This is a genomic window from Amycolatopsis ponsaeliensis, assembly GCF_030182635.1.
Lineage (GTDB): Bacteria > Actinomycetota > Actinomycetes > Mycobacteriales > Pseudonocardiaceae > Amycolatopsis > Amycolatopsis ponsaeliensis.
On record NZ_JAPZLD010000025.1, the window covers coordinates 126,859 to 148,605 of the forward strand.

Consider the following 21,747-nt stretch of genomic DNA (forward strand, 5'->3'; position numbering starts at 1 on the left):
CGTGGCCACGCTCTCGGTGACGCGGCCGCGCAAATCGCGCACGCTCACGGCCGTCATGGCCCTCTACCTGGTCTACACCCTCATTCCGCTGGTGTGGCTGGTGATCAACGCTTCCAAGAGCCAGCCGGCGCTGTTCTCGACGTCGGGCCTGTCCTTCGGCGGCCCGTTCGCCCTCTTCGACAACATCGGCCAGACGTTCACCTACAACAACGGGATCTTCTTCCGCTGGCTGGGCAACACCCTGCTGTACGTGGTGGTCGGCGCGGGCGGCGCGACGATCCTCGCCACCGCGGCGGGCTACGGCCTGGCCAAGTACCGCTTCCCCGGCCGGCGGGCGGTGTTCGCGATCGTCCTCGGCGCGGTGGCCGTCCCCACGACGGCGCTCGCCGTGCCGACGTTCCTGATGTTCAGCAAGCTCGGGCTGACGAACACGCCGCTGTCCGTCATCATCCCGTCGCTGATCAGCCCGTTCGGCCTCTACCTGATCTGGGTCTACGCCGCCGACGCCATCCCGGACGAGCTGATGGAGGCGGCGCGGATCGACGGGGCGGGCGAGCTCCGGATCTTCTTCACCGTGACGCTGCGCCAGCTGGCCCCGGGCATCGTCACGGTTGCGCTGTTCACGATGGTGCAGACCTGGAACAACTACTTCCTGCCGCTGATCATGCTCAGCGAACCGAAGTGGTACCCGCTGACCGTCGGGCTCAACCAGTGGAGCGCGCAGGCCAACGGCGCCGGCGCGCAGCCGATCTTCAACCTGGTGCTCACCGGGTCGCTGCTCACCATCATCCCCCTCGTCATCGCTTTCCTGTTCATGCAACGGTTCTGGCAATCGGGGCTGAGCGCGGGAAGTGTCAAGCAATGAGCCGTCACACCGTCGTGAAGGGACACTCGATGTCACGCATCCGCAGTCGTGCCAAGGCGTTCGCCGCCGTGGCACTCGCCGCCGCCCTCGCGGTCGGCTGCTCGTCCGGAAGCTCGTCCGGGCCCGCGGCCGCCACCGGCACCCAGGACTCCGTCGACGCCGCGCTCAAGGCGGGCGGCTCGATCACGTACTGGAGCTGGACGCCCTCGGCCAAGGACCAGGTCGCCGCGTTCGAGAAGGCGTACCCGAACGTCAAGGTGAACTACGTCAACGCCGGGACGAACAAGGACGAGTACACCAAGCTGCAGAACGCGATCAAGGCCGGCTCCGGCGCGCCGGACGTCGCGCAGATCGAGTACTACGCCCTCCCGCAGTTCGCGCTGACGGATTCACTGGTCGACCTGAATCAATACGGCTTCGGGTCGTTCGAAAAGGACTACAGCGCCTCGACGTGGGCCCAGGTCAAGAACGCCAACGGGGTCTACGGCCTGCCGCAGGACTCCGGCCCGATGGCGCTGTTCTACAACAAGGAAGTCTTCGACAAGAACGCCATCGCCGTGCCGAAGACGTGGGAGGAGTACATCGCCGCGGCGAAGAAGCTGCACGCCGCCGATCCCACCAAGTACATCACCTCGGACACCGGTGACCCCGGGTTCGCGCTGAGCATGATCTGGCAGGCCGGTGGGCGCCCGGTCAGCGTCGACGGCCGGAACGTGAAGGTCAACTTCGCCGACGCGGGCACCAAGAAGTGGACCGCCATGTGGGACCAGCTGATCCAGGGCAAGCTGCTCGCCCCGGTCAAGGAGTGGTCCGACGACTGGTTCCGCGCCCTGGGTGACGGCACCATCTCCTCCCTGGTCACCGGCGCCTGGATGCCGGGCAACTTCATCTCGTCGGTGCCCGGCGGCAGCGGCAAGTGGGCGGTGGCGCCGATGCCGACCTACGACGGGCAGAAGGCGGTCACGGCGGAAAACGGCGGCAGCACGCAGTCGGTGCTCAAGCAGAGCGCCAACCCGGCGCTGGCCGCGGCGTTCGTGCGCTGGCTCAACCACGACGGCGGCGTCCAGCCGTTCATCAAGAGCGGCGGCTTCCCGTCCACCACGGCCGACCTGACCTCGCCCGCGTTCGTCGACCAGGCTGTGCCGTACTTCGGCGGCCAGAAGGTCAACCAGGTGCTGACCCAGGCGTCGAAGGACGTCGCGCCGGGCTGGACCTACCTGCCGTACCAGACCTACGCCAACAGCGTCTTCAGCGACACCGCGGGCAAGGCCTACCTGAACGCCACCGGGCTCGACGCCGGGCTGGCGGCCTGGCAACAGGCGATCGTCGACTACGGCAACCAGCAGGGCTTCACGGTCAGCGCCGGATGACGGTCCACATCGAAGGCGACGCGGGTGCGGTCATCGGCCCCGTCCCGCGTCGCCTGTTCGGCTCGTTCGTCGAGCACATGGGCCGGTCGGTGTACACCGGGATCTTCGAACCGGGACACTCCACATCGGACGATCGCGGGTTCCGCGGAGACGTGCTGGAGCTGGTGCGGGAACTGGGCCCGACCGTGGTCCGGTACCCCGGCGGCAACTTCGTCTCCGCCTACCGCTGGGAGGACGGTGTCGGGACGGATCGGCCGGCCCGGCTCGACCCGGCCTGGCACAGCGTCGAGTCCAACCGCTTCGGGCTGCACGAGTTTGCCGAATGGGCCGAAGCCGCGGGCACCGAGGTGATGTACGCGGTCAACCTCGGCACCCGCGGCATCCAGGAGGCCGCCGACGTCTTGGAGTACTGCAACCACGCCGGCGGCACGGAACTGAGCGAGCGGCGGCGCGCGAACGGCGCCGACCGCCCGTTCGGCTTCAAGCTGTGGTGCCTCGGCAACGAGATGGACGGCCCGTGGCAGATCGGCCACAAGACCGCCGACGAGTACGGCCGCCTGGCCGCGGAAACCGCGCGGCTCATGCGGATGATCGACCCGGGTGTCGAACTGGTCGTGGCCGGCAGCTCCCACGCCGACATGCCGACGTTCGGCGAGTGGGAACGCACGGTGCTGCGCCACACCGCCGAGCTGGTCGACCACATCTCGCTGCACGCCTACTACCAGGAGCTGCACGGCGACACCGACAGCTACCTCGCCAGCGGCGCCGCGCTGGACCGCTTCATCCGGACCACCGCGGGGATCATCGACGAGACGCTCGCCGAGCTGGGCCTGGACAAGAAGATCGGGATCAGCGTCGACGAGTGGAACGTCTGGGACCTGCGCCGCTGGAACGAGGTCGACCAGGCGCGGCTCGCCGAGGGCGGCTGGCGGGAGCACCCGCGGATCATCGAGGACGACTACACCGTCACCGACGCGGTCGTCGTCGGCTCGCTGCTGAGCTCCCTGCTGCGCAACGTCGACCGCGTCACCATGGCCAACCAGGCGCAGCTGGTGAACGTCATCGCGCCGATCCGCACCGAACCCGGCGGCCCGGCCTGGCGGCAGGCGACGTTCCACCCGTTCCGGCAGGTGGCCGCGCTGGCGAGCGGGGTCAGCCTGCGCCTGAACGTCGAGGGCGAGCGCCTGCGCACCGCGCAGCACGGCGAGGTCGACCTGGTCGACGTCGCCGCGACGGCCGGGGAGTGCGGGCGCGGCGCGGTGTTCCTCACCAACCGGGCCACGGCGTCGCCGACCGAGGTCCGCCTGCGCCTGCGCGGCGCACGATACGGCGTCTATGCCGCCGAAACCCTGACCACGCCCGACGGCGAGACGCGGCACACCGTCAACACCGCCGACTCACAACCGGTCCGGCCGGTGCCCTTGCCCGGCACCGCCGTGACGGCCGACCCCGGGGGGACGACCATCACCGTGACACTGCCACCCCTGTCCTGGACCGTGCTCCAGCTGTGCCCGGAGGCGGGCGGCCATGCCTGAGTTCGTGATCGGGGAGACCGACTTCCTGCTCGACGGCCGGCCGTTCCGGATCCTTTCCGGTGCGCTGCACTACTTCCGCGTGCACCCGGACCTGTGGGCCGACCGGATCGACAAGGCCCGGCGGATGGGCCTGAACACCATCGAGACGTACGTCCCGTGGAACGCGCACGCCCCCTCACCGGGCGAGTTCGACCTCTCCGGCGGGCTCGACCTCGACCGGTTCCTGCGGCTCGTCGCCGACGCCGGGATGTCCGCGATCGTGCGGCCCGGCCCGTACATCTGCGCGGAGTGGGACAACGGCGGCCTGCCGCCGTGGCTGTTCCGCGACCCGTCGGTCGGGGTCCGCCGGTACGAGCCGAAGTACCTGGACGCGGTGCGCGAATACCTCGCGCGCGTCTACGAAGTCGTGGTGCCGCACCAGGTCGACCGCGGTGGGCCGGTGCTGCTCGTCCAGATCGAGAACGAGTACGGCGCGTTCGGCGACGACAAGCGCTACCTGCGGGCGCTGGCCGAGCACACGCGCGCGTGCGGGATCACCGTGCCACTGACCACAGTGGACCAGCCGGACATGCTCGAAGCGGGCAGCCTGGAAGGGCTGCACCGCACCGCGTCCTTCGGCTCGAACGCCGAGGCGCGGCTGGCGATCCTGCGCGCGCACCAACCTACCGGGCCGCTGATGTGCAGTGAGTTCTGGAACGGCTGGTTCGACCACTGGGGCGCGCACCACCACACGACGTCGGCGGCGGACGCGGCGGCCGAGCTCGACACGCTGCTCGCCGCGGGCGCGTCGGTCAACCTGTACATGTTCCACGGCGGCACCAACTTCGGGTTCACCAGCGGCGCGAACGACAAGGGCGTCTACCAGCCGCTGGTCACGTCCTACGACTACGACGCACCCCTGGACGAAGCGGGTGAGCCGACGCCGAAGTACCACGCCTTCCGGGACGTGATCGCGCGCTACCACAAGGTGCCGGACTCCGTTCCGCCGCCGGCCCGGCCCGCGCCGGCTTTCGAGTCGGTGCTGCGCGACCCCGTCCGGCTGCTCGACGCCCCGGACCGCTGGGGCACCTGGGAGTTCCACGAGGACCTGCCCGCGTTCGACGACCTGACGCCGATGCCGCGGCTCGCCCTGCTGCGCACGACCGTCTCAGGTGACCGGCCGGGCGTCCTGACCTTCGGCGAGGTCCGTGACCGCGCGACGGTGTTCTTCGACGGCGACCCGGTCGGCACGCTGCTGCGCGAGCACCACGACCGCGCGGTCGCGCTGCCGCGGGCGAACGGCGAGCTGCTCGTGCTGGCCGAGGACCAGGGCCGCGTCGACTACGGCCCGCGGATCGGCGAGGCGAAGGGCATCATCGGCGGCGCGAAGCTGCACGGCGAGCCACTGGCCGGCTGGGACGTGTTGCCGCTCGATCTGGAAGCGCTTCCCGCGCCGGTCACGGAGTCCGCTGTGGAGGGACCGGTGGCCGGCCCGGTGCTGCTGCGTGCGTTCTTCGAGGCCGAGGCGTCCGCGGACCTGTTCCTCGACACCGGGGAGTGGGGCAAGGGCCTCGCGTGGCTCAACGGGTTCCCGCTCGGCCGGTACTGGCGGCGCGGGCCGCAGCGGACGTTGTACGTGCCGGGCCCGGTCGTCCGCGCGGGTGCCAACGAACTCGTCGTGCTCGAACTGGACACGATGCTCGACCCGGCGGCCCGGTTCGTGCCGCGGCCGCTGCTGGGACACACCGAAGCCTGAGGAAGTCCCCACCGGAAACGAAGGGCAGTTCGACGATGAACCGCTTGCTCACCGTCCTTTGTGTACCTCTCGTCGCGGCCGGGGTGCTGGCGGCGCCGGCGGCCGCGGCCACCGCGGTGACAAGCGGGGCTTCGCCCCGGGGCGGGGGCTCCGCCACCCGCACCCCCGAACTGCGGTCGGCAGTGACCGTGAAGCCCGACCCGGCCTACCGGCAGCAGCCGTTCGAAGGCTGGGGCTCGAGCCTGGCGTGGATGGCCGAGGCGACCGGCGGCTACCCCGACGCGGTGCGGACCAAGCTGGCCGACCTCGTCTTCGGCGCCGACGGGCTGAACCTCAACATCGCGCGCTTCAACATCGGCGGTGGCAACGCCCCGGACGTCCCGGCGTACCTGCGTCCGGGTGGCGCGGTGCCGGGCTGGTGGAAGGCACCGGCCGGGACGACCCGCGCCGACAAGGACTGGTGGACGCCCGGCGATCCGGCGGAGTTCGACGCCGCCGCGGACCCGAACCAGCGCTGGTGGGTGGACCGCATCAAGAACCGCGTCACGAAGTGGGAGGCGTTCAGCAACTCGCCGCCGTACTTCCAGACCGTGTCGGGGTACGTCTCAGGCGGCTTCACCGCGACCGACGAACAGCTTCGCCCCGACAAGATCGGTGACTTCACGGCGTACCTGGCGCAGGTGGTGCGGACTCTCGAACGCGCGCACGGCATCAAGTTCTCGTCGGTGAACCCGCTGAACGAGCCCAACACGAACTACTGGAAGACGACCCTCGGCGCCGACGGGAACCCGACCGGCGGCCGGCAGGAGGGTGCGCACATCGGGCCGTCGGTCCAGTCGCAGCTGATCCCGGCGATGGCCGAGGCGGCGCCCGGGAAGGTCGTTTCCGCGCCCGACGAAACCAACCCGGACATCTTCGCCGCGGACTGGAACGGCTGGTCTCCTTCGGCTCGCGCAGTGGCCGGGCGGCTGAACGTGCACACCTACGGCACCGGCAACCGGCCGATCCCGCGTGACATCGCCAAGGGCGCGTCGAAGCCGTTGTGGATGAGCGAGGTCGGCGGCAGCTGGCTCGACCGGCAGGACTTCACCAGCATGGACCCGGGGCTCGGGCTGGCCGGCCAGATCACCGACGACCTGCGCCTGCTCGAACCGAGCGCGTGGGTGAGCTGGCAGCCGATCGAGGACTACGACAACATGAAGCCCGGCGGCGAGTCCGCGGCCGGGATGAACTGGGGCGAGATCCAGGTTCCGTTCAATTGCACCACTTCGGACTGTCCGATCCGGACGAACACGAAGTTCAATACGATGCGGAACTTCACCCACTACATCCGGCCGGGTGACCGGCTGATCGCGTCGAACGACACCGCCTCGACGGCCGCGATGCGCGGCGACGCCCTGTCTTCGGTGGTCCACGTCAACGCGGGCACGGCGGAGCAGGACGTCACGTTGGACCTGACCGGGTTCGGGTGCGTCCGGCCCGGCGCTTCGGTGACGCCGGTCGTCACCGACGTCACCGGTGCGTTGAAGCGGGGCAAGCCGGTGCGGGTGACGTCGGCCCGCCCGACGCTGCGGGTCCCGGCGCGTTCGGTGACGACCTTCCTGGTCGACGGCGTCTCGTCGACGGCCGCGGGCACCGGGCTGGGCTCGGGCAAGCCGGTCACGTTCACCGGCGTGCAGAGCGGCAAGTCCCTGTCGGCGGAGGGCGGCTCGCTGGTCCAGCGCACGACGGACGCGTCGGCGGCCGCGCAGCGCTGGACGCTGACCGACCGCACGGGCCGCTACGGCAACCGCGACCGGTTCACGGTGTCCAACGCCGGCACGGGCCAGGTGCTCAGCACAGCGGGCGGAGCGGTGACGCTGGCCCCGGCCGGAACGGTCGATGCGGCTTCGCAGTGGACGCTGTCGACCACGGGCGACGGGACGTGGACGTTCGTCAACGCGGCGGACGGGCAGCTGCTCGACGTCACAGGCGAGTCGCGGGAAGACGGCGCCCGCATCGGCCTGTACCGGCCGACGAACGGGCCGAACCAGCGCTGGCAGGCCGTCACCCGGTAGGCGGCGGCCGGCTTGGGGACAGCGGGCCCACTACGCGCGGCAGGCGCCGGGTTTCGTCGGTGCCTGCCGCTAGCGTGGAACCGGGGGCTGCTCAGGCGGCCCGGCCTTGTCGGGGAGCGCTCCGGCGGCCGCTAGAATCCTCTCGGACCCGTTGAAACGCCAGCGGTGGTCTCGGTTGACGCTGCTGGCGGGCTCTTTCCCATGGCTCGCGGCTTGACGCACGGGGAGGGGTGGGCGGTGCCGACCACCGGTGACGGCATGGCGGAGCGGGTCGACGAGCTGAACGTCGTCCTGGCCGATCTCGTCGGGGTCCTCGAGTCGGTGTCCGACACGCCCGGGCTGCTCGACGCGGTCTGCGGCGAGGCGGTGCGGGTGGTGCCCGACGCGGACCTGGCGAGCATCGTGGTGGTCCGCGACGGCGTGACCCAGACCGCGGCCTTCACCGACGAGCGCGTCCGGCGCATCGACGACGCCCAGTACGCGGCGGGCGACGGTCCCGGCCTGCTCGCGGCGCTCACGGGCGAGGTCGTGCGCGTCGCGGTCGGCGACACGGGCGAGCGGTGGCCCGAGTTCGTCCTCGCGGCCAAGGAGCTCGGCGTGGGCAGCTACCTGGCGGTACCGCTGCGGGTGGACGACACGCTCGTCGGCGCGATCACGCTGTTCGGCTTCGGCGCGCACGGCTACCACGAGTTCGACACGAAGGTGCTGCGGCTGTTCACGTTGTGCGTGGAGACCGTCCTGCGGCTGACCCGCCGCTACCGCGAAGCCCGCCTCCTCGCCGACGAGCTCCGGCACGCGATGGAGACGCGCGCGGTGATCGAGCAGGCCAAGGGGATGCTGATGCTGATCCACCGGGTGAGCGAGGACGCGGCGATGCAGCGCCTGATCGTCGAGTCGCAGAACACGAACACGAAGCTGCGCGACGTCGCGGCGCGCTTCACGAAGAGGATGAGCTCGGCGGGCGGAGGGTCTTAGCGAAGAGCGGGCCGAGCCCGTCACGCTCCGGTGCGGCGCTGGCCGCGACGGCGAGAGAGCGGTGATCTTCCGCGCGTCCCACGCGGCGAGGGCGCGGTCGGACGCGGCGTCGGCCGAGACCGCGTGCACCGTCGTCACGCCCACCTCGCCGAGGAAGCCGGCGAAGACCGCGGTCAGGTCCGGGTGGTAGACGGACGTGAGGGCCCGATGCCCGGGTTCCACTCCACATAGGCGAAGTCGAGGTCCACGCCGAGCTGGTCGCACAGCGCGGTGAAGTCGTCTTCGCCGCAGTCGCGCGTCGGGTAGAGGAGGCCGATGCGGGTCATGAGTCCATCATGGCGGGCGCCGCGAACGCCGGGACCAGGCTCGGGTCGTTGAACGCCGTGATCCGCGCGATCCGGGTGCCGATCAGCGTCAGGACCTGGACGCCGTGGGCTTCGAACCGGCCGTCGCCGGTGGCCGCGTACTCGAGCAGTGCCGGCTGGCCGTTCGCCCGCGTCGGGACCAGCCGCCAGTTCCCCGGGCGCAGGACGCGGCGGCTCAAGAACCCGGCGACCGCGTCCCGGCCGGTGAACCACGTCGGGATCGGGGGCATCTCCAGCTCGACGTCGGCGCGCAGCAGCGTCACCAGCGCGCCCGGGTCGGCGCGGACGAACGCGTCGACGTAGCGGTCGAGCAAGGGACCCTGCCCGGCCGGCTCCGCCAGGTCCGCCTCCACCGGGCCCGCCTCGGCGAGCCGGCCGCGGGCCCGGCGCAGCGCGCTGTCGACCGCCGCGGGAGTCGTGCCGAGCAGCTCGGCGACCTCGCCGGTGCGGAACGCCAGCACGTCGCGCAGGGTCAGCACGGCCCGCTGCCGGGCGGGCAGGAGCTGCAGCGCGGCGATGAACGCCAGCCGCACGCCGGCGCGGCCGGCCACGACCGCCGCCGGGTCGAGCAGCGCGTCGGGGACCGGCTGGAGCCAGGGCACCGACGGGTCCGCGGCGGCCACTGCCACCCGGTGGTCGTCGGCCGGAGCGCCCAGGCCCGACGGCAGCGGCCGCCGGGCCCTGGTCTCCAGCGCCGTCAGGCAGGCCGTCGTGGCGATCTTGTACAGCCAGCGCCGCACCGAAGACCGGCCCTCGAACCCGCCGAAGGCCCGCCACGCGCGCAGGTACGTCTCCTGCACGAGGTCCTCGGCGTCGTGGATCGAGCCGAGCAGGCGGTAGCAGTGGGCGAGCAGCTCGGGCCGGAACGGCTCGGTCTCGGTGGCGAAGTCGGGCATGGCAGTCAGAGCGTACGCAGCCCGGTGCCGCTGACCTGGTATTCCGCGGCGTCGCCGTCGACGACTTCGAGGACGGCCTTGGCGACCTGCTCCGGCGTCAGGACCGATTCCATGTTCTTGACGAACGTGTCGTGGTCGATCCCGTTGCGCGCGGCGTAGCCGTCGACGCCCGCCGAGCCGAGGCCGGTGAGCGGGGTCAGCTGCGGCAGGAGCGTGGCGAACCGGAGGCCGAGCCCGGCGCGTTCCGACTCCTCGGCGGCGTACGCGCGCAGGTACCGGATCGCGGCTTTCGCACTGGCGTACCCACCACTGAGCGGCGACCCGCCGATGGCCGCCCCACTCGACATCGAGACGACGACGCCACCCTTTTCGAGAGGTTCCCGGAGTGCGGCGCGCGTCCAGGCGAAGACGTGCCGGGTGTCGACGTGCCAGTTGCGGCTGAAGGTTTCCCAGGTCTGTTCGTGCACGGGCGCCATGTGCGGCACGGCTCCCGCGTTGAGGACGAGCAGGCCGGGGCGGTGCTCGCGGAGGACGCTCTCGGCGAGGGTGTCGTCGGTCGCGTCGGCGGCGACGGGGACGAAGCCGGCGCCGAGTTCTTCGCGCACGGCGTCGAGTTCGGATTCGCTGCGCGCGATGCCGACGACGGTGCGCCCGCCGGCGACGAGCGCGGCGGCGATGGCGCGCCCGAAGCCGCGGCCGGCTCCGGTGACGACGGCGGTGGACTGGGTGGACATGAGGCACTCTCCGGCGGTCGATGCGGTGTGGACCGGATCAAGACCAGCCTCGGAGGAGGAATCCGTCGCTGAGTGACGTGAGTCACAAATGGGTGCTACTGGCGGTTCAGCAGGCTGGCCTCGATGACCGAGGGAGTCTCGGAAGCGGGCAGGGCGGCGGCTTCGATGCGCGCGAAGATCTTCCCGAACTCGACTGCCTTCTCGGCGCCCCGCGCGTCGGCGAACTGTTGGTCACCGTCGGGTCGCTCGATGCTCAGGTGAATGTCGTTCACCTGGTCGGACATCTTCATGATCGTGAACGAGCTTTGCATTCCGTCGATCCAGCCGGCGGTGTACGGAAGAATACGCACGGACACGTTGCTTTGCCGTGATACTTGCAGCATCCACTGCAGCTGTTCGCGCCAGTGCACGAACTCCGTGACCCGCCGGTACAGAACGGATTCGTCCAGGATGAAATTGTGTCCGAGTTCGGGGTCTTCCAGCCTGGCTTGCCGCATCCTGCGCACCTTCACTTGGCGCTCGGCCCACTCCTGGCCCCAGCCGCTGGTCCGCACCAAGGATCTCGTGTATGCGGCCGTCTGCAGCAATCCGGGAATCAGGTGGAACTGATATTGCTGGACCATTTCCGCCGCCGACTCGAGTCCGAGGAAGCGCACGAAGTCCGGCTTGAAGACGCGCCGGTAATCGTCCCACCAAGCCGGTTGCCTGCCGGCTCTGGCCAGTTGGACGTAACTTTCTACCCGGTCCCGGTCGGTGATGCCGTAGTGCAGCAGCAACGCTTTCAGGTCTGTGATCGAAAGGCCGACCGAGCCGCGCTCTATTCTGATGATCTTCGAAACCGACCAGTCCAGCGCCTCGGCCACTTCCCGTTGGGTGAGAGAAAGGGCTTCGCGTGCCTCGCGGATTGCGGCCAGTACGCGCCTCTGGCTGACGATGGGCGAATTCGGTCGGGTCATGGCGCGTGGCCCCCGTTCGTCCGACTGGTGGCTATCTGCCAGCTAGCAGAATGATAGCTCACGAACGGGTGGTCATGCCTGACCTTGCGTGATCGGCTATCGACGCGCCGGGAGAGCCGAAAAGAGGAACGCCTGCCAAGATCGGCCGGGAACGACGATCGTCGGCCCGGGGTCTTTCGAGTCGCGTACCGCGACGTGCGATTCGGTGGTTGCGACTTCGACGCACTCGGCACCGGACCCGCTCGAGCTCGCCGAGCTCTTGACCCAGACGAGAGGGTCGCGGTCGAGGACGACGGGGGTTTCTTGGCCCTGGGGCACGGCCACTTCGCTTTCTGGCCGGCGTGCGCCGGCCGGGCGTGCAACGCGCCGGCTTGGATCCGCGCGTCATCCGGGATGTCGTGTTGCGGAGCGTACACGCGCCATTCGGCCACTCGGGTCGCGCCCCGGGTGGGTCGACCGCGTTCCATTCACCCTATGGGTTGACGCTGACCACGTTGCCGTGGCTCGCCGAAGCTCGGGCCGGGTGGGCGCGCGACCCGAGCCTCGGCGGGTCGTTCACGAACCGTGTCCAGGTCGCCTCAGTCGTTGTGCTGCCAGTCGAAGGCCCAGTGCGAAGAGTTTCGCGAAGTTCGCGCTGGGGCGGAAGCTTTCGTTGAGGACGAAAGAGGCCATTACTCCCAGTTCCAAGAATGCTGCCGCGCTGTCGCAGGTTTCGGCGACCCGGCTGCCGAGTCGTCGGTGTTCGTCCTTCGATTTTTTCATGGCTGATGCACCGGCTTCCGATTTGGGTGTAGTACCTTTCGGCTCGAGGGTACCGCCGGGAAAGCGGGCCTGGTGAAGGACATTTTCCGGCCATATCGACGGTAGGCTCTTCATCAGTCGGCTGTTTGCGCCGTGGCCGATGTTTCGGGGCAAGGCGATTCTTGGCGGTTTGATTGCAGGCATTCGTATCGCGGCGACTTGCCCGGCGGCACTCTGCCACGATGTCGTCGGTGATCCGGCGGTCTGCCAGCTGGCGCACTGCGAGCACGGGGTGGAATCGCCGGGTTCATCTCGTGGCGCCGAAGGGCGGCCGTCTCGGTGGGATATGCGCTTGTTGGCTGGTCGAGCCGAGTACGGGTGATCATGTCGATCCCATTCGGCCGACACCGCCGGTATCGTCGTCGCGTCGCTCGTGCATCTGCAAGTGTGGCTCGGCGGATGGCTCTGCTCTGCTTCGGGCAAGGTGGAGAATGGCGATTGACGGCGCGGCGTTCCGCCTGGCGACCGCTCGCGATCTGGCCGGCTGCCAGCTGGCAAAACGGCGTGGGCGCCACGGCGGGCAGGTGACGGTGCGTGGCGGGTCCGCCCGGTCAAAGTTCACCCGGACGAACCAGGGGTTGAGACAGGCGTCAGGTCTTGGCCGAGGGCCGTCGGTGCAGGAGGTCGAACCGTGACCACATCGCCTCCGCGGCCTCGATGGACTCGCTGGTCCGCGCCGGGTCGACCGCCGCCAGCTGCGCGACGATCGCCTGGACCAGCGCCATGCCCGCGGTCAGCGACGGGAAGAACGTCACGCCCTCCGCCGGCACCATCAGCACCTGCTCCACCGCGCCCGCCAGGGCCGGGCTCGCCGCGTCCGTCACGGCGAACACCCGTGCGCCGCGGCTCTTCGCCTCGCTCGCCGCCAGGACCGTGCTCTCGTACAGGCGCCAGAAGCTGATCGCCACCAGCACGTCGTCCGAGGTCAGCTTGGCTGTCTGGTTCGCCAGTTCCGCGTCGCCCGCCGTGACCGCGTGGACGTCGTAGCCCGCGAGACGCGCGTTGTGCGCGAAGGCGATGCCGACCGCCGCGTAGCTGCCGTCGGCGATCACCAGCGTGCGGCGGGCCGCCGCGATCGCGCGGGCGACCTCGCGGATCACCTCTTCGTCGAAACGCCGGTTCAGCAGGGCGAGGCTGTCGAGGTCCCGGCGCAGCGACGCCGAGCCCGGCGAGTCGACGCCGCGGTGCTCCTCGGCCACCTGGGGCGCGCTCAGTGACGACATGTACCGGGCGCGCAGCTCCTGCTGCAACGCCGGCCAGCCCGCGAAGCCCAGCGCCTGCGCCGTGCGCGTCACGGTCGCGACGTTGACGCCGGCGAGCTGCGCCAGCTCGGCCGTCGAGCCGAACGACGCGCGCCTCGGCTGGGAGACCAGCACCTCCAGCACCGCGGCCGACTTCGGGCGCAGCCCCCGCTCGGGCAGCCGGTCCCGCAGCCACGCCTCGAAACCGTCGTCGGCTTCCGCCACTTTCGTCCCTCCCTCGGATCGCGTAGACCGTAACGCAGCGAGGTTGTCGTGCAACGAACGTTGCAAAACTGCGAAAACGCAGTATACGTTGTCCGCACTCCCCGGCGCCCGGACACGGAAGGCGTTCCCCATGACCCTGCTGGCACGACTGGACCGGCTCCCGCTGAGCCGGCCCCACTACAAGCTGCTGCTGATCGGCGGGCTCGGCTACACCTTCGACGGCATGGACTCGGCGGTCGTCGCCTTCCTGCTGCCCAGCGCGAAGGCGGCGTGGGGCCTCGACAACGGCCAGCTCGGCCTGATCGGCTCGGCGACGCCGTTCGGCTTCCTCTTCGGCGCGGTCGCCGCGGGCCTGCTCGGCGACCGCATCGGCCGCAAGAAGGTCATGATGTACGCGCTGGCCTTCTACGCGCTGTTCTCGGTCATCGCGTCCTTCTCGCCCAACTACGAAGTCTTCCTCGGCGCCCGGGTGCTCGCCGGCGCGGGCGCCGGTGCGGAAAGCGCCATCATCGCGCCCTTCCTGTCCGAGTTCGTGCCGGCCAAGCGGCGCGGCTGGTTCGTCGGCGCGCTCGCCGGCTTCTTCTCCTTCGGCTTCGTGGCGGCCGCGCTGATCGGCCGGTTCGTCGTGCCGACGTTCGACGAAGGCTGGCGGATCGCGCAGCTCGTCACCGCGCTGCCGATCGTGATGTTGTTGTGGTGGCGGCGATCTCTGCCCGAGTCGCCGCGGTTCCTACTCGCTCAGGGACGGTCCGCCGAAGCGGAAATCGTCGTCGCCAAGATGGAGCGCGACGTCGAGAAGGCCACCGGCACCACGCTTCCGCCGGTGCCGCCCGCCGATGCCCAGCCCGCCACCGAGACTCCGAAGGTCAACCTCTTCAGCGCGCTGAAGTTCCTGTGGAGCCCCGCGATGCGGCGACGGACGGCGGTGATCTGGACCGTCTGGTTCGTGATCACGTTCTCCTACTACGGCTTCTTCTCGTGGATCCCGACGCTGCTCGTCGAACGCGGCATCACGGTGACGAAGAGCTTCGAGTTCTCGATCATCATCTACCTGGCCCAGGTGCCCGGCTACTTCTCCGCCGCGTGGTTGTCCGAACGGCTGGACCGCAAGCACACGATCGCGCTGTACCTCGCGGGCTCGGCGGTGAGCGCTTTCTGGCTGAGCCAGACGAGCGCGCCGTGGTCGATCACGCTCGCCGGCGCGGTGCTTTCGTTCTTCCTCAACGGCACCTACGCCGGGGTGTACTCCTACACGCCCGAAGTGTTCCCGACCTGGATCCGCGCCAGCGGCACCGGCCTGTCCAGCGCGTTCGGCCGGGTCGGCAGCATCCTCGCGCCGACGATCATCGGCCTGTCCGCGGCGAGCCTCGGGTTTGCCGGCGTTTTCGGCCTGACGACGGCCGTCCTCGCGGCAGGCGTGCTCTGCGTGCTCGTCTTCGGCCTGTCGACCGCCGGGCGGTCCCTGGAAGAACTGACCGAACACGGGGCGCCGGTGCGCGCCGCGAAGGAGATGACGAAGTGAGTTTGTCCACTGTGGAGGAACGGGTGCGCGACGCGATCGGCGTGCGGCTGTTCACGGTGCTCGCCTGGGTTCCCGAGCGTCGCGCGTTGAAGCGGGTGCACAGCAGCCATCCCGCGGAGTACCCGGTGGGCGGGGAGAAGACCGTCGAAGTCGCCGCCGGCTGGCTCGACAAGTGCATCACCGCGCAGCGGCCGTACTTCGGGCCGGACCGCGCGGCCGTGCGTGAGATCTTCGCCGACCACGACCTGATCGAGGGACTCGGCTGCGGCTCGATCATCAACGTGCCGGTGATCGCCGACGGCCGGACGCTCGGCGTGCTCAACATCCTCGACGCGGAAGGCAGTTACGACGACGATGCGGTGGTGGTGGCCGAGTCGCTCGCGCCGCTGGCCGTGTCCGCACTGCTCGACTTGGAGAAGGAGAACCGGTGACCCTGCTGCTGCGCAACGCCCGGCTGCTCGACCCCGTTTCCGGGGAGTACACCGAAGGCGACCTGCGGACTGCTGACGGCCGCATCGTGGAGGTGGGGCCGAACCTCGCGGCGGCCGACGTGCGTTCGGTGGACGTCCGGGGCGCGGTGGTCATGCCCGGGCTGGTCGACGCGCACGTGCACGTCACGGCGTCGACGGCGGACCTGGGTTCGCTGCCGTCGTCGTCACCGTCCTATGTGGCCGCCCACGCGGCCCGCACGATGAGCCGGATGCTCGACCGCGGGTTCACCACGGTCCGCGACGCGTCGGGCGCCGACTACGGTCTCGCGGACGCCCAGGCGGAGGGGCTGTTCCGCGGCCCGCGGCTGTTGTTCTGCGGGCGGGCGCTGAGCCAGACGGGCGGGCACGGCGACAGCCGCACCCGCGGCACGCACGCGAAGGACGACCACCCGTGCTGCGCGGGGCTGGGCCGGGTGGCGGACGGCGTCGACGCGGTCCGCGCGGCCGCCCGCGACGAGCTGCGCAAGGGCGCCCATCACATCAAGGTGATGGCCTCGGGCGGCGTCGCGTCCCCGACCGACCGCATCGACTCGACGCAGTATTCGGCGGAGGAGCTGAGCGCGATCGTCGAGGAGGCGACGGCGGCGAACAGGTACGTGGCGGCGCACGCGTACACGGCCCGCGCGGTGAACCGGGCGCTGGAGCTGGGCGTCCGTTCGATCGAGCACGGCAACCTGCTGGACGACCGGAGCGTTTCGCTGTTCCTCTCGCAGGAGGCGTACTTGGTGCCGACGCTGGTGACGTATTGGGCGTTGAAGGAAGAAGGTCGCGAGCACGGGCTGCCGGAGTCGAGCTGGCGCAAGGTCGACGAGGTCCTGGGAGCGGGCCTGGCGGCCCTGGAGCGCGCGGCCCGCGGCGGCGTGAAACTGGTGTACGGGACGGACCTGCTGGGCGGGATGCACCGCCACCAGAACCACGAGTTCCGCTTGCGCGGCGAAGTCCAGTCTCCGGTCGAGGTGATTCGCTCGGCGACCTCGACGGCGGCGGAGCTGCTGAATCTGACGGGCGAGATCGGGACGTTGGCCGTGGGTGCGCACGCGGACCTGCTGGTGGTGGATGGGGATCCGTTGGCGGACATCGGGGTCTTGGCGGAGCCGAAGCACTTCCGCCACATCATCCAGGGTGGCGAGGTGGTGGCCGGAAACCCCGCGTGACGACCGGCCGGTGGTGCCCCGGACGCATGTCGCGGGGCACCACCGTCGTGGCTGCGTCAGCAGCGCCACCAGTTCTTGACCGCCAGTAGTGCGACGGCGGCGAGGGTGGCATAGGTAGCGGGGTCGTGCACGTGCGTACTCCCTGGGATAGCTATTCGGGGCTTGTCATGCTGGGCTGGGTGGCCAGAACATGAATCAAAGTGGGGTGCCCGAAGGCTAGGGAGCCTTGGTCTCTCGCCGCAAGGGCCGTTAGCGATAACTGGAAACTACTCCCGGTAGTTCTGGGGACGTGCAGGACCGCCTAGCAGCGCAAATTTGGTCACTCTCGGGTGAAAGCTGCCGCGCGGTAAAGCGATAGTTCACTCATTGGTGTTGGCGTGTCCGGGCTCGGGGCGGGCTCGGCATGGCGACCGTGTCCTCGTGCCCGCTCCGCGCGCCGGGGATGAGCGCCTCGGTGTCGGCGACCACTTCGCCGATGCGAGCCTGCAGTCGGTCGGCCTTGGCGTCCCGGCCGCGACCACGGTAGAAGGCGACGGCCTCGGTCCACGCCTCGATCGCGCCGCTGGGGTTGTGCAGTCTGCGCAGGATGTCGCCGAGTGCTTCGAGCGCGCGCGCCTGTCCGGTGGCGTTGTGGGCCTGCCGCGAAATCTCCACCGCGTCCCAAGCCAGCCTGAGTGCTTCCCGCGCGTTGCCCTCGGCATACGCGAGCCGGGCACGGACGGTGCAGAGCTTCATGGTCGCCGTGAGGTCGTCGCGGCCGTCGAGGTTGGCCAGCGCCTGCCGGCAGTGCATGTGAGCGAGCTCCAGCCGCTGCTCGTGTGTGTGCAGCGCGGCCAGGGCCGTCTGGGTCGCGATTTGTCCCATCGTGTCGCCGAGGACGGTCCGGAGATGGAGGGCGCGGTGATAGTGCGGCAGGGCCTGGGCGTGCTGGTCGAGGTCGGCGAACGTGTCCGCCAGGTAGTGCTCGGCGACGCTTTCCCGGATCGGGTCGGGAGCTCGCCGCGCCTGGTCGATGCACTTCAGATAGAGGTCGATGGCCGCGGCGTGGTCGCCGCAGTGCCGGTGGAGGCGGGCGAGGTTGATCTTGACGGTGAGGATCCCGACGGTCTCCTCGTACTCGGTGGCCAGCTCCAGCGACCGGTGGAGGTAGTGGCGCGCCTTCGTGTCGTCGCCGAGGATCAGGTGGAGTTCGCCGAGATCGTTGAGGGAGGATGCCTCGGCGATGATGTCCTTCGCCTCCCGAGCTGCCCGGACGGCGACCACTAGCCCCTGTGTCATGGCCGAGTGGCAGCCGTGGCGTTCCCAGCTGTCGTTGAGCAGATGCGGCAATCCGATGGCGTAGGAATGCAGCTGCCGGTGTTCGGCTTCACCGATCAGGGCCGTCAGGTTGTCACGCTCCACGAGAGTCCAGTTCGCGGCGGCCGTGGCCGAGTCGAAAGTGAGGGGGACGACTCCGGGTTCGGCGGGGATCATCGGAGGTCGGCTGCGGTACGGGTGCGCGGTCAGGTGAGCGCGGAGGGCGGTCTGCAGGTAGTGCGACAGCAACCGGCGCAGGGGCAGCGGATCGTCGTCCGCGGTCAGCGTGCGTGAGTAGCGGTGGAAGATGTCGGGAATGCGGTAGCGGTCGGGCTCGCCGGGTTGGTCGATGAGGTGCCAGGCGACGAGGTTCTCGAGGGCACGCCGAGTGGCTTCCCGGGGGTGACCGCTCGCCGAAAGCAACGTCTCGGCCTGGATCTCGGGACCGGGGTGGTGACCGAAGAGCCGGAACACGTCCTGCGCGGTGGAGTCGAGCGCCTGGTAAGAACCGGAGAACGTGGTGCGCAGGCCGTCGTCGTCCCCGTCGTCGCCGATGCTCAGCAGCGTCTCTGGGTCCCGTAGCTCGCCGAGCATGGTGTCGAGACTGATCCCGGGCCGGCTGGCGGCTCGCTGGGCGAGCAAGGTGAGGGCGAGTGGAAGGCCGTCCCCGAGCACGGCGAGTGCGCGCGCTGCTTCGGGTTCATCTTCGGCCCGTCCTCGCATCCGCTTGCTCAGGAGCGCGAGTGAACTCTGCTCGTCGAGGTGCACGAGTTTGATCGCGGGCATGTCGTGGCGGCGGGCCAGCGCGTGGAGCGAACTTCGCGAGGTGAGCAGCACCGTGCACGACTCGACGATGTCGATGACCTCGTCGACCTGCTCGGAACTGCCGACGTTGTCGAGGATGACGAGCAGTGGCCGTCCACACTCGAGCAGGGAGCGCAGTCGCGCGGCCCGCGCTGGGGCGCTGACCAGGTGGTCGATCGGGTAGTCGAGCGCGGTGAGGACGAGATCGACCACTTCGCCGGTCGTGCGCGCCGGGGCTGGCCCGAATCCCTGCATGTCGACGCAGACGATGCCGCCGGGGAACCGGTCCGCGGCACGGTGCGCCCAGTGGACGGCGAGGGTCGTCTTCCCGATGCCGGGCGGGCCGCACACGATGGCCGCGGGGGCGTGCCCGGCGCCGGGGGCGAGCAGGTATTCGTCGAGCCTGCGCAGAGCATCGGCACGGCCGAGGAACCCGCGAAGGTTGCGGGGCAGGCCGACGCGGATCGGGCCGACCGGGGAGGCAGGCGTGGGTCGCGGTGATGCCTCCGGCTTCGCTCCGGGCTCCTGGTGGCGCGCCCGCACCCGGGCGTGGTGCGACTGCAGGTCGGCGACTGCCTCAGCGTCGCCGACCTGCTCGTAGGACTTGAGCGCCGTCAGGAAGCAAGCGTGGGCTTCGTGCGACTGCCTCAGCGCATAGAGGGCGGTGATGCGGAGTTTCACGAACGCGGGTTCGGCGGCGTGCTGGTGGGGAACGCCGGCCAGATGCCTCAGCGCTTCTTCGGGGCGGCCGACGGCCAGCAATTCGGCCGTGAGGAAACTGTGCGCAGGTGCCCAGTCCGCGGCCGAACTGGCATGCCGCCAATTCCGGGCCGGTTCACTGGTCATTCCGGCAAGTGGTTCGTCCCGCCAGAGTGTCAGAGCTGCACGCGCGACCTCGCATGCGGTTTCATGGTCTCCGGAGGCGCTCAATTGTCGTGCCCTGCGCATTTCGTCGCAGAAGACGTGGATATCCACGAGATCGGGACGGATGTCGAGCTGGTAGCCGCCGTTGACGGTGCGGATGACCGGGGTGTGATCGGCGGCCTCCAGTGCTTGACGCAGCCGGGTCATCGCCTTGTAGAGAGCGTCTTTCGGGTTGCTCGGAGGAGCTGATTCGGTCCACGCCCAAGCGATCAGGCTGTCTTGGGAGAAACGTTTTCCGGGTCGGGTCAGCAATGCTGCCAGAAGGTGACGGGCTTGCCGGGACCCCCACTCCTCGGTCATCTTCCCGTGCATCCGCACTGTTGTTTGCCCGAGAATTCCGTATGCGATCTCCATTTCGCGGTTCCTTCCCCTCTCCCGTATCGCCAGCTTCGCATCGTTTTGGTGAAACGACGACGACGGCGCGGTAACGATCTTTTGTGTCCACGAACAGGCCACGAGATGTCCGGGGTTTGTCCGGCCGCCGGGAAGGCGTTCGGCAGTCGTGACCCGCATGCTCCGTCCGCTGATGTCATGAACCACGTCGAGGGGGACGGAAAATGACGACGGATTTGTGGGTACGAGGTCCGGTCGGGCTCGGCGCCGGGACTCGGGTCACCCGGCCGCGGTGTCGCGCCGTGCTGGTGGTGGTTCCCACCGTGACTGCGGGGACCCGGTTGCTCGACGTGATTTCCCTCCTGGAAACCGATCTGCGTGTTCAGTTGGTGTTCACGGTGCCGCACACGACGGAACAGTGGCACGGTGTCGAGGAGTTCGTGCGTGGCCTGCACGGTTTGGTCATGCCGTGGCACCAGGCGATCTCGCACCGGTTCGACCTCGTGCTCGCGGCGAGCCACCGCCACCTCGCCGAGGTGCACGGGCCCATCCTCCTCGTCGGGCACGGCGCCGGGAAGGTCAAGCCGCGTCGGCACAGCCGGAAAGCCGGCGGGGCGAGCGAGCGCACCACCGGCGTCGACCGGGAGCTGCTGACCTTCCGCGGGCGCGTGCTGCCCACGGTGCTCGGGCTCGCCACGGAAGGCGAGGTGGACCTGCTGCGGGAGCGGTGTCCCGAGGCGGTGCCGAACGCCGTGGTGGCCGGAGACATCTGTCTCGACCGGATGCGGGCGAGCAGGCACCTGAGGGAGGTGTACCGGCAGGCGCTGGGGGTGACGCCGGAGCGGCGACTGGTCGTGGTCAGCACGACCTGGTTCACCGATTCCGCGTTCGGCCGGCTGCCCGAGCTCCACCGGGCGGTCGTCAACGCGTTGCCCGCCCAGCGCTTTGCCGTCGCGGCCGTGCTGCACCCGAATGTCTGGGCGGTGCACGGACGACGGCAGGTCACCGCCTGGCTGGCCGGCGCGGTGTCGGACGGCCTGCTGCTCATCCCACCCGGGTCCGGGTGGCAGGCGACGATGCTCGCCGCGGACTGGGTGATCGGCGACCACGGTTCGACCACCGGCTACGCGGCCGCGGCGGGATGTCCGGTGACGCTCGCGTCCCTGTGCGGGCTGCCGCAGGAGGGGAGTGTCGCCGACGTCGTCCGTACGCACACGTTGCCGCTGGACTGGGCGCGTCCACTGCCCGGACAGGCCGAAGCTGCCTGGAGCCGGGTCGGTCGGCTCGCCGTCGCGGTGACGGAGGCGATCACGTCCCGTCCGGACCGCTCGGCGGAGCTCCTGCGGGCCGAGATGTACCGGTTGCTGGAGCTCTCGGCCCCGGTTGCGCCGGCAGTGCTGCCACTGTTGCCCGTTCCGCGGCCGTTGCCGGGGTGGGCGGCGTGACCGGGCCGCTCCCCGCCGAACCG

The 21,747-nt window shown here is 69.9% G+C and carries 17 protein-coding genes; 10 read left to right on the forward strand and 7 right to left on the reverse strand.

The window, feature by feature from the left end:
- The first annotated feature begins 1 nt into the window (after position 1).
- The 6 genes from QQ657_RS32700 (at position 2) to QQ657_RS32725 (ending at position 8,537) form a co-directional block, all read left to right on the forward strand.
- Positions 2-865 carry a carbohydrate ABC transporter permease gene (locus QQ657_RS32700; protein ID WP_284746128.1) on the forward strand — a complete coding sequence of 288 codons (864 nt, stop codon included), beginning with the start codon at positions 2-4 and terminating at the stop codon, positions 863-865.
- 29 nt (positions 866-894) lie between these two features.
- Complete coding sequence (locus QQ657_RS32705; RefSeq protein ID WP_284746129.1) at positions 895-2,235, forward strand: ABC transporter substrate-binding protein; 1,341 nt, start codon at positions 895-897, stop codon at positions 2,233-2,235.
- The gene (locus QQ657_RS32710; RefSeq protein ID WP_284746130.1) at positions 2,232-3,770 is read left to right on the forward strand and encodes an alpha-N-arabinofuranosidase; all 1,539 of its coding nucleotides are present in this window, start codon (positions 2,232-2,234) and stop codon (positions 3,768-3,770) included. Before QQ657_RS32705 ends, QQ657_RS32710 begins: the two co-directional genes overlap by 4 nt.
- On the forward strand, positions 3,763-5,505 hold the full coding sequence (locus tag QQ657_RS32715; protein WP_284746131.1) for a glycoside hydrolase family 35 protein: 1,743 nt from the start codon (positions 3,763-3,765) through the stop codon (positions 5,503-5,505). The genes QQ657_RS32710 and QQ657_RS32715 overlap by 8 nt, the downstream gene beginning before the upstream one ends.
- Before the next feature lie 35 nt (positions 5,506-5,540).
- Positions 5,541-7,562 (forward strand): RICIN domain-containing protein, encoded by a 2,022-nt coding sequence (locus QQ657_RS32720; RefSeq protein ID WP_284746132.1) that lies wholly within the window; start codon positions 5,541-5,543, stop codon positions 7,560-7,562.
- Positions 7,563-7,820: 258 nt separating this feature from the next.
- A complete protein-coding gene (locus QQ657_RS32725) occupies positions 7,821-8,537 on the forward strand; it encodes an ANTAR domain-containing response regulator (protein ID WP_284746160.1) in 717 nt (238 codons plus the stop codon).
- 173 nt (positions 8,538-8,710) lie between these two features.
- Here QQ657_RS32725 and QQ657_RS32730 read toward each other — a convergent pair whose 3' ends face one another.
- The 6 genes from QQ657_RS32730 to QQ657_RS32755 all read right to left on the reverse strand — a co-directional run bounded on the left by QQ657_RS32730 (position 8,711) and on the right by QQ657_RS32755 (position 13,755).
- Positions 8,711-8,863 (reverse strand): hypothetical protein, encoded by a 153-nt coding sequence (locus QQ657_RS32730; protein ID WP_284746133.1) that lies wholly within the window; start codon positions 8,861-8,863, stop codon positions 8,711-8,713.
- The gene (locus tag QQ657_RS32735) at positions 8,860-9,798 is read right to left on the reverse strand and encodes an RNA polymerase subunit sigma-70 (RefSeq protein ID WP_284746134.1); all 939 of its coding nucleotides are present in this window, start codon (positions 9,796-9,798) and stop codon (positions 8,860-8,862) included. The genes QQ657_RS32730 and QQ657_RS32735 overlap by 4 nt, the downstream gene beginning before the upstream one ends.
- 5 nt (positions 9,799-9,803) lie before the next feature.
- On the reverse strand, positions 9,804-10,532 hold the full coding sequence (locus tag QQ657_RS32740) for an SDR family oxidoreductase (RefSeq protein WP_284746135.1): 729 nt from the start codon (positions 10,530-10,532) through the stop codon (positions 9,804-9,806).
- A 95-nt stretch (positions 10,533-10,627) separates the two neighbouring features.
- Positions 10,628-11,488 (reverse strand): helix-turn-helix domain-containing protein, encoded by an 861-nt coding sequence (locus tag QQ657_RS32745; RefSeq protein ID WP_284746136.1) that lies wholly within the window; start codon positions 11,486-11,488, stop codon positions 10,628-10,630.
- Between the two features lie 96 nt (positions 11,489-11,584).
- Positions 11,585-11,812, reverse strand: coding sequence for a DUF397 domain-containing protein (locus QQ657_RS32750; RefSeq protein WP_350310717.1), 228 nt, complete (start codon positions 11,810-11,812; stop codon positions 11,585-11,587).
- A 1,067-nt stretch (positions 11,813-12,879) separates the two neighbouring features.
- The gene (locus QQ657_RS32755) at positions 12,880-13,755 is read right to left on the reverse strand and encodes a MurR/RpiR family transcriptional regulator (RefSeq protein ID WP_284746137.1); all 876 of its coding nucleotides are present in this window, start codon (positions 13,753-13,755) and stop codon (positions 12,880-12,882) included.
- Between the two features lie 130 nt (positions 13,756-13,885).
- Here QQ657_RS32755 and QQ657_RS32760 point away from each other — a divergent pair, with 130 nt between their 5' ends.
- From QQ657_RS32760 to QQ657_RS32770, 3 genes are read left to right on the forward strand one after another with little or no spacing between them, the layout of a single operon-like run.
- The gene (locus QQ657_RS32760; protein WP_284746138.1) at positions 13,886-15,277 is read left to right on the forward strand and encodes an MFS transporter; all 1,392 of its coding nucleotides are present in this window, start codon (positions 13,886-13,888) and stop codon (positions 15,275-15,277) included.
- Entirely contained in the window at positions 15,274-15,708 is a 435-nt protein-coding gene (locus tag QQ657_RS32765; RefSeq protein ID WP_284746139.1) for a GAF domain-containing protein, read from the forward strand. Before QQ657_RS32760 ends, QQ657_RS32765 begins: the two co-directional genes overlap by 4 nt.
- Complete coding sequence (locus tag QQ657_RS32770; RefSeq protein ID WP_284746140.1) at positions 15,705-16,922, forward strand: metal-dependent hydrolase family protein; 1,218 nt, start codon at positions 15,705-15,707, stop codon at positions 16,920-16,922. Before QQ657_RS32765 ends, QQ657_RS32770 begins: the two co-directional genes overlap by 4 nt.
- 363 nt (positions 16,923-17,285) lie before the next feature.
- Here the strand turns inward: QQ657_RS32770 and QQ657_RS32775 are convergent, their stop codons facing one another.
- Positions 17,286-20,459 carry an AfsR/SARP family transcriptional regulator gene (locus tag QQ657_RS32775; protein ID WP_350310718.1) on the reverse strand — a complete coding sequence of 1,058 codons (3,174 nt, stop codon included), beginning with the start codon at positions 20,457-20,459 and terminating at the stop codon, positions 17,286-17,288.
- Positions 20,460-20,602: 143 nt separating this feature from the next.
- Here QQ657_RS32775 and QQ657_RS32780 point away from each other — a divergent pair, with 143 nt between their 5' ends.
- The gene (locus tag QQ657_RS32780) at positions 20,603-21,724 is read left to right on the forward strand and encodes a hypothetical protein (protein WP_350310719.1); all 1,122 of its coding nucleotides are present in this window, start codon (positions 20,603-20,605) and stop codon (positions 21,722-21,724) included.
- The last annotated feature ends 23 nt before the right edge of the window (positions 21,725-21,747 follow it).